At 57.4% G+C, this 14260-nt stretch carries 9 protein-coding genes; all 9 read left to right on the forward strand.

Annotated features, from left to right (window positions below; translation table 11 throughout):
• The first annotated feature begins 253 nt into the window (after positions 1–253).
• The 9 genes from tkt to GSQ91_RS03950 all read left to right on the forward strand — a co-directional run bounded on the left by tkt (position 254) and on the right by GSQ91_RS03950 (position 14256).
• The gene (gene tkt / locus GSQ91_RS03910; protein ID WP_158819939.1) at positions 254–2251 is read left to right on the forward strand and encodes a transketolase; all 1998 of its coding nucleotides are present in this window, start codon (positions 254–256) and stop codon (positions 2249–2251) included.
• An 87-nt stretch (positions 2252–2338) separates the two neighbouring features.
• On the forward strand, positions 2339–3019 hold the full coding sequence (rpiA, locus tag GSQ91_RS03915) for a ribose-5-phosphate isomerase RpiA (RefSeq protein ID WP_158819940.1): 681 nt from the start codon (positions 2339–2341) through the stop codon (positions 3017–3019).
• An 80-nt stretch (positions 3020–3099) separates the two neighbouring features.
• Positions 3100–3966, forward strand: a complete 867-nt coding sequence (locus GSQ91_RS03920) for an oxidoreductase (RefSeq protein ID WP_158819941.1) — start codon at positions 3100–3102, stop codon at positions 3964–3966.
• Between the two features lie 159 nt (positions 3967–4125).
• Entirely contained in the window at positions 4126–5031 is a 906-nt protein-coding gene (gene gnd, locus GSQ91_RS03925) for a phosphogluconate dehydrogenase (NAD(+)-dependent, decarboxylating) (RefSeq protein ID WP_158819942.1), read from the forward strand.
• A gap of 85 nt (positions 5032–5116) precedes the next feature.
• On the forward strand, positions 5117–6664 hold the full coding sequence (gene zwf / locus GSQ91_RS03930) for a glucose-6-phosphate dehydrogenase (RefSeq protein ID WP_158819943.1): 1548 nt from the start codon (positions 5117–5119) through the stop codon (positions 6662–6664).
• 180 nt (positions 6665–6844) lie between these two features.
• A complete protein-coding gene (pgl, locus tag GSQ91_RS03935; RefSeq protein WP_158819944.1) occupies positions 6845–7660 on the forward strand; it encodes a 6-phosphogluconolactonase in 816 nt (271 codons plus the stop codon).
• Between the two features lie 95 nt (positions 7661–7755).
• Positions 7756–8799: a glucokinase gene (glk, locus tag GSQ91_RS03940; protein ID WP_158819945.1), complete on the forward strand. Its 1044-nt coding sequence runs from the start codon at positions 7756–7758 to the stop codon at positions 8797–8799.
• A 93-nt stretch (positions 8800–8892) separates the two neighbouring features.
• On the forward strand, positions 8893–10080 hold the full coding sequence (locus tag GSQ91_RS03945) for a glycoside hydrolase family 105 protein (protein WP_158819946.1): 1188 nt from the start codon (positions 8893–8895) through the stop codon (positions 10078–10080).
• A gap of 435 nt (positions 10081–10515) precedes the next feature.
• Positions 10516–14256 (forward strand): TonB-dependent receptor, encoded by a 3741-nt coding sequence (locus GSQ91_RS03950; RefSeq protein WP_158819947.1) that lies wholly within the window; start codon positions 10516–10518, stop codon positions 14254–14256.
• Positions 14257–14260: the final 4 nt, after the last annotated feature.

The raw sequence follows: 14260 nt of genomic DNA on the forward strand, positions 1-14260 counted from the left end.
ACCAATCGGTTATATAACCGATTGGTGAAATATAGGCCCAGCCAAAACCCTTGTCAACAGGGTTTCTAGATTTTTTTGGCCCATCCTTGCAAAGCACCACTTCGGCCACGAAATGCCACAAATCCTGATGGCCCAGACTCTAAGGCTGAGGGCACATTTGAGATTCACGCCCTTCCGTTACACTGGAACGACCTGTGAATGAGCGGCGCGCACGGTGCGCGCAAACACACGAGATTACTTTTTTGAGGACAGAATGACCGATCAGCAGAAGCAAGATGCACTCGACCAGCTTTCCATCAACACGCTGCGCTTCCTCGCAGTCGATCAGGTTGAAAAGGCCAAGAGCGGCCACCCCGGAGCGCCATTGGGCTGCGCCCCCATCGCCTACCTGCTGTACCACAAGATCATGAAGTACAACCCGTCCGAGCCGCACTGGTCGGACCGCGATCGCTTCATCTTGTCCAATGGCCATGCGTCCGCGCTGCTCTATGGCGTACTGCACCTGGCCGGCTACGACCTGCCCCTGTCTCAGCTCGAGCAGTTCCGCCAGTGGGGTTCGCACACTCCGGGTCACCCGGAGGTCGGTGAGGCTCCAGGCGTTGAAGTGACCACCGGTCCGCTTGGCCAGGGCTTTGCCATGGCCGTGGGTGAAGCCATCGCCGAGAAGCATCTCGCCGCAATCTACAACCACGACAACCACACGCCGGTCGATCACCACACCTACGTCCTCTGCGGCGACGGTGACTTGATGGAAGGCATTAGCCACGAATCCGCGTCTCTTGCCGGCACATTGAACTTAGGCAAGCTGATCGTGCTCTACGACGACAATCTGATCTCGCTCGACGGCCCCACCGATCTCAGCTACACCGAGGACGTTACCGAGCGCTTCCATGCCTACCACTGGCATGTGCAGATGGTCGAAGACGGCAACGACCTCGTCGCGATTGAAAAAGCAATCCGCGCGGCCCAGGCTGAGACCACCAAGCCCTCGCTGATCCGCGTACGCACGGTCATTGGCTACGGCTCGCCCAAGGCCGGCACGAACAAGGTTCACGGCGAAGCGCTCGGAGCAGAGGCCACCAAGGCCACCAAGAAGAACCTCGGCTTCCCCGAGGACCAGAGCTTCTACATCCCTGAAGAGGCCGGCAAGAACTGGCTGCAGGCTAAGGACAAGGGAGCGAAGGCTCAAGCCGAGTGGCAGGAGAACTTCGACGCCTACAAGAAGGCCTACCCCGAACTGGGCACGCAGTATGAGCGTACCTTTGCGGCGAAGCTGGCTGAGGGCTGGGAAAAGGCGATCCCCACCTTCCCAGTGGACAAGCCTGTGGCTACGCGCAACGCCGGCCAGGTAGTGTTGAATGCCGTCGCAAAGATCGTTCCGGAGCTGTTCGGCGGCGCGGCGGATCTTACGGCCTCCACCAAAACCATCTTCAAGGACTCACCTAGCTTCCACGTCGACCCCAAGGGCCGCAACGTGTTCTTCGGTGTGCGTGAGTTCGGCATGATGGCAGCTGTGAACGGCATCGCGGCACACGGCGGGCTCATTCCCTTCGGCTCGACGTTCTTCACCTTTAGCGATTACTGCCGTTCAGCGTTGCGCATGGGCGCGCTGATGCAAACCCACTCGCTCTACATCTTCACGCACGACTCCGTCGGCCTCGGCGAGGATGGTCCTACGCACCAGCCTGTCGAGCACCTCATGAGCCTGCGCGCCATCCCACACCTTACCGACTTCCGGCCTGCGGACGCCAACGAGACCGCTGCCAGCTGGCAGCTTGCGTTAGAGCGCAAGTCGCCCAGCTTCATGGCTCTCTCTCGCCAGGACCTGCCGGTCATCGACGCCGTGAAGTACAAGGTATTCGAGGGCACGCGCAAAGGCGCCTACATCCTCGACGGCAGCGGCAAGGACATCGTCCTCGTCGCCACTGGCTCTGAGGTGGAGCTGATCGTCAAGGCTGCTGAAGAGTTGAAGGCCGCAGGCATTGGGGCAACAGTCGTCTCCATGCCGAGCTTCAAGCTCTTTGAGGAGCAGAGCGAGGAGTACAAGCTCTCCATCTTCCCGCACGGCGTGCCCAAGATCTCGGTCGAAGCCGGCGCCACGATGGGCTGGTGGAAGTACATCGGTCGTGAAGGCATCGCTATCGGGATCGACCGCTTCGGTGCCTCAGCTCCTGGGCCGATTGCGCTGGAGAAGCTCGGTATCTCGGTCGGCCACATCGTCGAGGCTGCCAAGAAGCTGGTGAAGAAGTAGAAGAGCAGGGATCAGGAAACAGGGATTAGGGAAGACGCTGACGTCTTTCCTGTTTCCTGTTTCCTGTCTCCTGTTTCCTGAGGTTTCATGACACAGGACGAAGCAAAAGCACTCGTGGGCAAGCGTGCCGTAGAGTTTGTGAAAGACGGTATGGCCGTTGGTCTTGGCACGGGCACAACAGCGACGCTGTTCATCAGGTCCCTTGGTGAGCGTGTGCAGCAGGGTTTGAAGATCCGTTGTGTGGCATCGAGCGATGCGAGCCACAATCTGGCGGCGTCATTGGGCATGGATATCACAACGCTCGACAAGCTGCCCGAGCTCGATGTGTACATCGACGGCGCAGACGAAGTTGCACCAGGCTTGGCCCTGATCAAGGGCGGTGGCGGCGCGCTGCTGCGCGAGAAGATCGTCGCAAGCGCAGCGAAAAAATTCATCGTAGTTGCAGACCAGACAAAAGTAGTCAAGATGCTAGGCCGCTTTCCGCTGCCGGTGGAAGTCATCAAGATGGCTCTGCCACTTGTACTGCCGAAGCTGGCTGAGCTGGGGCTAAATCCCTCGCAGCGCCCTGCAAAGAACGGTAACGGCCCTTACCTTACGGACGAAGGAAACTTCATCCTGGACTGTGCCTGCGGCCAGATTCCGGATCCAGTGGCAACGGCGGCTGCGATTCGCAGCATCGTCGGTGTAGTGGAGCACGGTCTCTTTCTGCACATGGCCAGCCTCGCACTCATCGCAGGAGATGATGGCGTGACCGAGCTCCAGCCGTAATCGCAACCGAAAAGCCACATTTTATTGAGTTCGTAAAACAGACTTGCATCGCCACGACCTCCGCAAGCGTCTCTTCTTCCATGAGTGATTCGACGAACAACACGCAGGCTGGAAAAGTTTGGTTCATTACCGGTGCTTCTACCGGCTTCGGTCGCGAGATGGCCGAGCAACTGCTTGCGGACGGCGCGAAGGTCGTAGCCACGGCGCGCAAGCCCGATCAATTGAGTGATCTCGCGGCAAAGTATCCCGAGACCGCGCTGATACTGCCTTTGGACGTGACGAAGGATGACGCCGTACAGTCGGCGGTTGAGAAGACGCTGGCGAAGTTCGGCCATGTAGATGTGCTGGTGAACAACGCGGGCTACGGAACGGCAGGCGCGGTGGAAGAGGTAACCGAAGCCGAATTTATGCCGATGTACGAGACCAACGTCTTCGGTCTCATTCGAGTGACGAGGGCCCTGTTGCCGCAGTTCCGCGAGCGCCGCAGCGGCCATATCGTAAATCTTTCGTCAATTGGCGGCCTCGTTGGTCTGCCTGGCTGGGGCCTCTACAACTCATCGAAATTTGCCGTTGAAGGCCTCTCCGAGGCGCTCTTTGTCGAACTTGCCCCACTGGGCATCAAGGTTCTGATTGTTGAGCCAGGCCCGTTCCGGACGGACTTCTTAGGGCGTTCCGGTCAGGAGGCTGCTAAGCGCATCGTGGACTACGACGCGACCTCCGGCAAGACCCGTGAGTACATGAAGAGTAACGACGGCAAGCAGGCGGGGGACCCGGTGCGCGCTGTGCAGGCGATTATCGCTGCAGTCGCGTCGCCCAACACGCCGAAACATCTGCTGCTGGGTAAGTTAGCCCTCACTCGCTTCCGCCAGAAACTCGATGAATTTACCCAGGAAATAGCCATTTGGGAGCCGGTCACGCTCGGCGCTGACTTCCCCGAAGGTCAATGAGGGTAGCTAGGCATTCGGTTTGGTTGGAGGGGCGGGATTTCAGCCCCTCCATGCCCTTCCAGGCAGGCCTGTCCTCGGAACCTGGAATGTGACCCATTTCTCATTGACAGCGGTTCGGATTACTCTCTAAGAGGCGTTTAAAACGCGTGAGGATGGTACATGGAACTTGGATTGATCGGACTCGGCAAGATGGGCGGCAACATGGCGGAACGCCTGCGCCTCGCCGGGCACAAGGTTGTCGGCTTTGATTTTTCTGCCGACGCGGTAAAGAAGTTGAACGATGCCGGCTCCGTCGGCGTGAACACTCTCGAAGATCTCGTCAAAAATCTCCAGGCGCCGCGTGCGATCTGGATCATGGTCCCGGCGGGCGATCCTGTCGACGAGACCATCGCAAAGCTGAAGCCGCTGATGCAGAAGGGCGACATCTTTATCGATGGTGGTAACTCCAACTACAAGGATACGCAGAGACGGCATGATGTCCTGAAGGCAGAGGGCTTCGAATTCGTCGACGTAGGAACGTCGGGCGGCATCTGGGGTATCACTGAGGGCTATAGCATGATGATCGGCGGCGACGTGGATGTCGTCGAGCGGCTACGCCCGATCTTCGAGACGCTGGCTCCAGGCGCCGACAAGGGCTGGGGCCGTGTTGGCCCATCGGGCGCCGGGCACTTCGTGAAGATGGTCCACAACGGCATCGAGTACGGCGTGATGCAGGCGTATGCCGAGGGCTTCTCGATTATGAAGGCGAAGAAGCCGCTCGACCTCGACCTTACACAGATCTCCGAGATCTGGCGTTATGGGTCGGTGGTACGTTCGTGGCTGCTGGATCTGACAGCAGATGCGCTCAAGAAAAACCCCACGCTGGAAGGTCTCGAGGCCTATGTGCCGGACTCCGGCGAGGGCCGCTGGACGGTCTTCGAAGCCATCGATCTCAATGTGTCGGCTCCGGTGATTACGGAGTCGTTGATTCGCCGCCTGCGCTCGCGCGAAGAGAACAACTTCACCGACCGCATGTTGTCGGTGATGCGCAATGAGTTTGGCGGACACGCCGTGAAGAAGAGCTAGAGGATAGAGGGTAGAGGATGGAGGATAGAACGTTCTCTCTATCCTCTACCCTCTGCACTCTACGCTCTCAAACCTGAGGAGCATTATGTCGACAACACAAGTCAATATCAGTCCCGCGGCCATGAAGGCCAGCCAGTCTCTGGAGCGTCGCCCCGATCCGTGTATTGTGGTGATCTTTGGAGCTTCGGGTGACCTGACCAAGCGCAAGCTGCTGCCTGCGCTCTACCACTTGGAGCAATCGGGCTTCCTCCCGGAAAACTTCGCCGTGCTTGGCGTCGCCCGGCGCTCGCTGGAGGCCACGTTTCCGGCCGACATGAAGGATGGCATCGTTAAGGGCGGTGGCGTCGAGGAAAACGAAGCCAAGCTCGCTCCGTTCGTCGATCGTGTGCAGTACTACGCGATGAACTTCGACGACGATGCAGCCTACGATGGCTTGAAGAAGAAGCTCGCCGAGATGGATAAGAAGTTCGGCACCAAGGCCAACCGGCTCTTCTATCTCGCCGTTGCACCGGAATACTTCTCCGACATCGTCGCGTATCTCGGCAAGCACGAGATGAATAAGCCCGCTGAGGGCGACAATCACTGGATTCGCACCGTCATCGAGAAGCCCTTTGGCCATGATCTCGAGTCGGCGCGTGCTCTGAACGACGAAGTCAACAAGGTGTTCGAAGAGAACCAGATCTTCCGCATCGATCACTATCTGGGCAAGGAGACGGTGCAGAACATCCTCGTCTTCCGCTTTGCCAACGGTATCTTCGAGCACGTCTGGAATCGCAACTACATCGACCACGTCGAGATCACGGCAGCTGAGTCGATCGGCATCGAAGGCCGTGGGCCGTTCTACGAACAGGCTGGTGCGCTGCGCGACGTCGTGCAGAACCACGTGATGGAGCTGTTGAGCTTCGTCGCAATGGAGCCGCCGGTTAGTTTCGAAGCCGACGCTGTTCGCAACGAGAAGGTCAAGGTGTGGAAGGCGATTCAGCCGATCCATCCGGCTGATACGGTGCGTGGTCAGTATGGCCCGGGTACCGTCGACGGTAAGGCTGTAATTGGCTATCGCCAGGAAGATCGCGTACATCCTCGCTCGCAGACCGAGACCTATGCGGCACTGCGGTTGGAGATTGAAAACTGGCGCTGGGCTGGCGTGCCGTTCTACATCCGCGCCGGTAAGCGTTTGGCCAAGCGCGTGACTGAGATCACCATTCAGTTCAAGCAGCCGCCGCTGCTGCTCTTCAAGGGTCACGAAGGCAAGGGTGCTGAGGGCATCAAGCCGAACGTGATCTCGATGCGCATTCAGCCGGATGAAGGTATTGCACTGCGCTTTGCGGCCAAGGTCCCCGGCCCGAACATGAGCATGAGCTCGGTGAACATGAACTTCAGCTATGCTGACGCGTTCGGCGCTTCATCGGCCAACGGTTACGAGCGTCTGCTGCTCGACGCGATGCTGGGTGACGGAACACTGTTCGCACACCGCGACGGCGTTGAAGCCACATGGTCGCTGATCACGCCGATCCTCGAAGCCTGGGCCAAAGATCCGGTCAAGGACTTCCCGAACTATGCTGCGGGAACCTGGGGACCGCCCTTGTCTGACGCTATGCTGAAGGCCGATGGACGCAAATGGCGGAAGCTGTAAAAGCAGGAAACAGGGAATAGCAAACAGAAAACAGCTGTAGGGTTAGCTGCTCCCTTTATTGTTATTTCGAACCTGACTGAGGAATCTGTTGTCCACTGGGCCGTTTGCCGAGAGGGCGACAGGTTTCTCGCTCAGTGTGAAATTAGGCCAAGATAGAAGCAACGGAGAACAGAGAACACTATGCCGCGTCCCGTCACTGTTACGTATCAGGTTTGGTCTTCGCCAGCTGAGGTTGCGCTGGCTTCGGCACGGCTGCTGGCTTCGCGTGCCGAGCATGCAGTCGCTACGCGTGGCATTGCGCGCATCGCGATCTCCGGTGGGTCGACTCCGCAGGCTACCTTTAAGCTGCTGGCCGATCCGGCGCGGCCGTTTCTCGCAACCATTCCGTGGGACAAACTGCAGCTCTTCTGGGTAGACGAACGCTGCGTTCCGCCGGACCATCCGGAGTCGAACTACGGTGTTTGCCGTGAGTTGCTGCTGAGCAAGGTGCCGATCCCCGAAGCCAATGTCTTCCGCATGGAAGGCGAGCTCGATCCTGAAGAGGCGGCTTCGCGCTATGAGAGCCTGCTGCGCAATACGCTGAAGCTCGAAGGAGCAGAGTCTCCTGTGTTCGATCTGGTGGCGCTTGGCATGGGCCCGGACGGCCATACCGCGTCGCTGTTTCCAAACACAGAGGGGCTGAATGAGCTCAATCGGCTGGTCATTGCCAACCACGTTCCGCAGAAGGATACATGGCGCATCTCGCTGACGTGGCCTGTCATCAATCAGGCGACCGAGGTTGCATTTGAGATTGAAGGTCCCAGCAAAACAGACATTCTGGCCGAGGTGCTGACTGGGCCTCGCGATCCTGAGCGCCTGCCGTCGCAACTGATTCGCCCCTCGAATGGTAAGCTGCTCTTCTTGCTCGACGAAGCTGCCGCAGCTAAGCTGCCCGCTACGAGCGAGGTCTTCACGACGCCCAATGGAAGCCGTAAAGTGGGCACGCTGGAGATATGACAAAGATAGAAAAACAGGAAGTATCAAACAGGAAGAAGTAGCAAACAGCATACTGTTTCCTATTGCTGTTTCCTGTCTCTAAAAACGGGGCGTACATGATTCTCGCAGGCGATATTGGCGGCACAAAAGTTCATCTGGCTCTTTACAACTTCGACGGCGGCAAACTCGTGCCTGTCCGCGACCATAAGTTTCCCGCAACAAACTACAAGTGTCTCGACGATATTGTCAAAGAGTTCCTCGCCGGTGAAGAGAGCGCCAAGCCTGAGATCATGGCCTCGTGTTTCGGTTGCCCTGGCCCCGTGCGCAATGGCCGGCTAAAGCTTACGAACCTGCCGTGGACGCTTGATACGCGCGATCTGCAGCAGTCGCTGGGAATTGAGCACATCTTCCTTATCAATGACCTTGAGGCCAATGGTTTCGGTATTCCGGAGCTTGCGCCAGCCAGCGTATTCACGTTGCACCAGGGAGATCCCAGTTCGGTAGGGCATCGCGGTCTGGTGTCGGCAGGGACGGGTCTTGGCGAGTGCCTGCTCATCTGGGACGCCCAACGGCAGCGTCACGTTCCTTTGCCCTCCGAGGGAGGGCACGCGGACTTCGCTGCGCGCAACGATCGCGAGATCGCTCTGTTGACCTACCTACATCACACGCTCAATGGCCGCGTCAGCTTCGAGCGCGTCGTCTCCGGCCTCGGTATCAAGAACGTCTACGCTTTTCTGCGCGACGACCAGAAGATGGAAGAGCCAAGCTGGTTGCGCGACCGCATGGCGACGGAAGATCCAAACGCTGTGATCGGTCAGTGTGCTGAGGATGGCTCAAGCGAAATCTGCTTCGAGACGTTGCAGATGTTCACCGCAGCCTTCGGCGCAGAGGCGGGCAACGTCGCGTTGAAGGTGCTCGCGGCAGGCGGCATCTATCTTGGCGGCGGCATCGCTCCAAAGATTCTGAAGACCATGCAGAATGGTGCATTTACGCAGGCGTTTCTCGATAAGGGACGCCTCTCACCGTTACTCGAAGCAATTCCTGTGCGAATCATCCTCGACGACACCTGTGCTTTGCTTGGTGCGGCGGCATATGCTGAGGCGCGGGCGGCGGAGCTCTCAGGGCATTCGGAGCGGGCAGCTTCGGTTCATGCAGCCTAACCATCCCGTAAAACCGCTTGACTGAACGAAAAATAGAGCAAATCATACGTCTGCCGTGCTATCTTGCTTTTGCCCGATACATGGAGTGGTTTGATGAATCATCGCAACGTCGCAATTCTTCTCAGCGGTCTTATGCTGTTCGCCCTGGTTCCTGCAACAGCTACGGCACAGACCGTCAAGCACGATGCTGGATCGGTCGAGCGCGAAGCTGCCGGCAGCACGCCTCCTGATCCTGGGCCGCTGGCGAGCGATCTCTCGGCGAAGCTCGATTCGCGGGACATCCAGAAGGCGATGCGCAAGGTTGCCGATTGGCAGCTCAGCGTAGCTGAGTCGAAGTTCAATCGGCAGTGGACCTTCGCAACCCTGTACGACGGCTTGTTGGCGGCGTCCGCGACCACCGGGGATCCGAAATACCGTGATGCCGTAGCGCAGGCTTCCTCTGACAAGTTCCGCTGGGAGCTGGAGCAGACGCGCTTTCCGCATGCGGACGACGAGGCGCTCGGTAAGAGTTATCTGGCGCTGTATCAGCTCGCTCCTGAACCGGTGAAGATCGCCGACGTCCGCACCACGATGGACCGCCTTGTGGCTCGTCCTGATGATCCGAACAAGAACGTCTGGTGGTGGTGCGACGCTCTTTATATGGCACCCCCGGTGCTGGTGGAACTATCCCGAATAACGGGCGACCATCGGTATCTCGATTACATGGATCACGAGTGGGCGCTGACCACAGCGCAACTCTACGATCCTCAACAACATCTGTTCACCCGCGACGCGACGTATCTGAAGAAGACCGAAGCCAATGGACAGAAACTCTTCTGGGCGCGCGGTAACGGCTGGGTACTGGGGGCGCTTGTTCGCGTGCTCTCTGCGATGCCCAAAGACTATCCCTCCCGTCCGAAGTACGAGCAGCAGTTCCGCGATATTGCCGATCGCGTCGCTGGCTTGCAACAGCCCGATGGCTTGTGGCGAACCGGACTGCTCGATCAGGAGGCTTACAAGGAGCCTGAGGTCTCGGGTACCGCGTTCTATACCTACGCGATGGCGTGGGGTATCAACACAGGACGGTTGCCGCGGGCGAAGTTCTTACCGGTGGTAACAAAAGCCTGGGCCGGGATGCTGACGCATATCTATGCCGACGGCAGGCTGGGATCGATTCAACCCATCGGCGCTGCTCCGGACTCCGTAGGCGTCTCCAGTAGCTATGTTTATGGCGTCGGCGGGTTCCTGTTGGCGGGCTCGGAACTCGATCACATAGTACGGAAGCCGAGGTCTCAGAAGTAGACCCGCTCGCCTGGTTCAGTCCTGCCGCTCCAGCATATTTCGATGTTGATCGCAGCTGCGTGCGCGCATCGGTTTGCTCTACAGCCGGTCCGACACGCACACCAGCCTTTGTTTCTGCGCACCAAAACAACGAATACTGCTCCCACCGAACTGACAGCTTCCAGATTTCCACGCCCTGTGGTCATCTCTGAGTGGGTTTATTAGCGGGTTCTGTGCAGTCTGCCGACGCCAAAATTTATAAGTAAGTTATTCATTACAGAAAACATCGTCCAAGTGAGGCATTTTTCTGTATGACAGCGATAGATTCCGACTTGACAGCTTTCAATAGGGAAGTGGATACTTCTCGTCGCACATCAAAGACCCTTCTATTTTGTACCTTTGGGAAAAAGGAGAGGTCTGACGATCGCAAGCTTTTGTAACACCTTGAGGAGTCCTATGAATCACAAGTTCCCCCCCCGCCATCCCTTCCAATCATTGGGTTCGATTTCGCGATCAGGCACCCTATTGCTCTTTATTCTTGCCCTGCTAGTGGCAAGCGTTACGGCTCACGCGCAGCTCGCCGGTAAAGGTGCGATTGCGGGTACAGTATTCGATTCAACTGGAGCCGCAGTACCAGATGCCACCATTGTCGTCACTAGCGATGCGACTGGGATCGCCACCAGGACCACGAGCACTTCGGCGGGCGACTTCAGCGTCTCAACGCTCGATCCGGGTGTATATACGATCACGATAACTGCCCCGAGCTTTGAGAAGTTAACTCAGAAGAATGTGCAGATCAACGCCCTTGAGACCGTCAGTTTCAGTCCGAAGTTGACGGTTGGCGCTGCCGACCAGACCGTTACGGTCTCGGCTTTGCCTCCGCAACTGGAGACCACCAATGCCACGCTGGGCGCAACGATGGAGAATGAGATGTACTCCGCGCTGCCGATCGAGATGGGTGCTTATGGCAACCCCGACCAGCGCCGCGCCACCGACTTCGCCTTCCTCATGCCCGGAGTGCAGGGCAACAACACAACAGGCAATGCAACTACCAATACCGGTATTGTCAACGGTTCGGGCAGCAAGGGTGCGGTCTCCGATGTGTACGTCGACGGCGTTGCTTTTGTGCGAGCAGGCGGCAATGGCGACCCGCGTTATGTGTGGACAGCTATTTCAGTCGATGCGATTGATCAGTTCCAGGTGCAGACTAGTGGCTATTCGGCTATCTATGAAGGCCAGGGCATTCAGAACTACACGGTTAAACAGGGTGGCAACAAATACCACGGTTCGGTGTATGAGTTCTTCCGCAACACAGCGCTCGATACTTGGGGATTCTTTGGCCCAGCCACTCTAAACCCTGCTACCGGTAAGCCGGAGAAGCCGATCGAGAATAGCAACGAGTATGGCATCAACCTCAGCGGCCCATTGGTTCCGTTTGGCGGATGGAAAGATAAAGTTTTCTTCTATGCCAACTACAACGGCTTCCGTTATGCCAGTGCGAACCCGCAATTTATTACTCTTCCTACGACAGCGGAACAGCAGGGCAACTTCAGCGGCGAGCCCTACCCGATCTATGACCCTTCCACTCAGGCTGCTTGTACTGCGGCCCACGCTGGCGTCGAGTGCCGGTACCAATATGCTGGAAACATTGTTCCTTCCTCCGAATTTTCTCAAGTCGCGTTGAATCTGCAGAAATTTCTCCCTGCACTTACAAACCAAAATCCACAGAATAACTATCTAGCCCCCAACAAAACAGGATTGGTGAACTGGTCTACGACCGATCGCATCGATTATGTCATCAATCCGAAAGACACTCTTACGATGGTCGCGGCTATTGGTCGGCAGGCCAGTTCGAATCCTGTGGGTCAGACCACGGCAGGCCGTAACGTCGGGCCGATTCCGTATAACTATGGCCAGACTTACGCCCCTAAGACGGCCGTTGGCATTATCGAGGAGGCTCACACCTTCACGTCGCACCTCGTCAACCAGATCAAATACGGTTACGCCCGTTACAACGGGCCGACATTCGACGCTGACGAAGTTCCGGCTTATTCCGCAACGACTGCGGGGTTATCTGGACTGCCGGCAGGAGCGGCGCAAAGTGCTTTCCCCATAGTCAACTTCAGCTCCAGTTGTTCGACTCTGACGAGTGATGCTCCGACATGCTGGGGAGGTACGACGCCCAGCGTGACCCTCGCAGAAAATTACACACTGGTCGATAACCTGCAGTGGGTTAAGGGCAAGCACACCTTTACGTTTGGCGGACAAAGCGCGTGGTTGCTCTACAACGTGATCAATGCCACGGGCGGAAGTACACCGTTCACGCTGGCCACTTCCACTACGGAGACAGCGGAGATTGTAAAAAATGCTGCTGTGGCAAATACTGGCTTAGCCTATGCCAGCTTTCTCGTCGGACAAATCGACAAAGGGAGCTTCACCCAATATTTGCAACAGGAGTTCGGCGCTCGTTTCCGTGCGATCTCTCCCTATGTCCAGGACAATTGGAAGGTCACATCAAAGCTGACGCTTGATCTGGGACTTCGCTACGATTTCTTCCCATCCGTCACGGAAGTGCATAATGCCGAGAGTTTTTTCAGCCCCAACCTTGCCAATCCTGTAACTGGTATCAATGGAGCTCTACAGTTCACCGGGACAGGTTCCGGCACCTGCAACTGCTCCACTCCGGTCAACAACTACAAAAAGAACTTTGGACCACGTATCGGGCTAGCTTTCCAGAGCGATCCGAAGACGGTATGGCGGGCAAGCTATGGTGTCATGTTTACGCATGGAAATGCCGTAGGCGGATCGTCGACGAGTCTTGGAACGCTGGGCTTTTCGGCCGCTCCATCGTTCGCGTCCAATGGTTCTCTGTTAAGCACGATGCCTCTTACCGGGACGAATGGCGCAATCCCAGCCTTCGCGAGCGCGTGCGGTCTGTTGTCGGGTCCACAATATGGTACCGGCTACACTACCGTGTTGGGCTATCCTAACGCTGCCGGTTGCGGTGCGTCCGGATCTACAGCCAGCTACACGGGTACCCCATCCTCCATCGCCTATGACGATCCCTATCTGGGAGGTCGCTCTCCCGAATTCGTCAATTGGACCCTCGGGTTCCAGCATCAGTGGACAGATGCCATCACCTCGACCATTACCTATGTCGGTTCTCAAGGTCACTTCCTTCCCACCGATGGCGGCAATCCGCGTGGCTACTATGCAGACCAGCTCAACCCGTCGTATCTGTCGCTGGGATCAGTGCTGAGCGATACCGGTACAAAGATCGCTACGGATTGCGCCACCTACAATCTGCCCTGCCCAGCTAAATTCAATACGAGTCAAAGCCTTTCTACGGCGTTGAAACCATTCCCCTTCCAAACGGTCACAGACGCCTTCGGTTACGTAGGGAATGCTAACTACAACGCATTGCAGGTTTCGGTGAACATGCGTCCTGCGCACGGTCTGACGTTCATGGCCAACTACACCTGGTCACGGTCAATCGATGATGGTGGCACCTTCCGCAGTGGTTATGCCATTCCGGCGGCTTACCTCGCGGGTGGTGGCGGCAAGTCCTGGCCTGTGGACCGCATCGAACGTACAGTATCCACGAGCAACCAGCCGCAGCACGTTGTAATAACGGGTGTCTGGGATCTGCCAGTAGGACGGCAAGTGCTCGCGGGTAGAGCCTGGGAGCGTGCGGTTTTTGGTGGCTACAAGTTCTCAGAGGTCTTACAGGCATTCTCCGGCTCACCGTTGGCGATCACAGGCAACAGCTGCGGAACCAACCCGTCGCAAGGTACCTGCATGCCGACCTACAACCCGGCGTTCACAGGTCCAGCTCGTATTCATGGAAAGTGGGGTCAGGGGATCACTGCTGCTAACCCGTCTGCGATCTCTTACATCAATTCGGCCGCCTTTATTACAACCCCGGCCTATCAATTCGGCAACACGGCTCGCACGGCTCCGTATAACCTTTACGGTCCCGGCAACTATCAATTGGATATCGCTCTTGTCCGCAGTGTCCCGTTGCACCTGACTCAAACTTCCAGACTCAACCTCCGAGCCGAGATGTACAACGTCACGAATCACACATGGTTCGCCGTGGCCAACACAGCGGCAGGCAACTCCAGCTTTGGAGAGGTGACCACCAACACGAACTATGCTCGCAGGGCGGTCCAACTCTCGGGTCGCATCGAGTTCTAACCGT

This window comes from Granulicella sp. S156 (assembly GCF_009766105.1).
In the GTDB taxonomy this organism is placed as follows: domain Bacteria; phylum Acidobacteriota; class Terriglobia; order Terriglobales; family Acidobacteriaceae; genus Granulicella.

Bases quoted from the DNA above. Each gene is read 5' to 3' on its own strand.
- tkt (WP_158819939.1), top strand. From the start codon at position 254: ATGACCGATCAGCAGAAGCAAGATGCACTCGACCAGCTTTCCATCAAC.
- rpiA (WP_158819940.1), top strand. From the start codon at position 2,339: ATGACACAGGACGAAGCAAAAGCACTCGTGGGCAAGCGTGCCGTAGAG.
- GSQ91_RS03920 (WP_158819941.1), top strand. From the start codon at position 3,100: ATGAGTGATTCGACGAACAACACGCAGGCTGGAAAAGTTTGGTTCATT.
- gnd (WP_158819942.1), top strand. From the start codon at position 4,126: ATGGAACTTGGATTGATCGGACTCGGCAAGATGGGCGGCAACATGGCG.
- zwf (WP_158819943.1), top strand. From the start codon at position 5,117: ATGTCGACAACACAAGTCAATATCAGTCCCGCGGCCATGAAGGCCAGC.
- pgl (WP_158819944.1), top strand. From the start codon at position 6,845: ATGCCGCGTCCCGTCACTGTTACGTATCAGGTTTGGTCTTCGCCAGCT.
- glk (WP_158819945.1), top strand. From the start codon at position 7,756: ATGATTCTCGCAGGCGATATTGGCGGCACAAAAGTTCATCTGGCTCTT.
- GSQ91_RS03945 (WP_158819946.1), top strand. From the start codon at position 8,893: ATGAATCATCGCAACGTCGCAATTCTTCTCAGCGGTCTTATGCTGTTC.
- GSQ91_RS03950 (WP_158819947.1), top strand. From the start codon at position 10,516: ATGAATCACAAGTTCCCCCCCCGCCATCCCTTCCAATCATTGGGTTCG.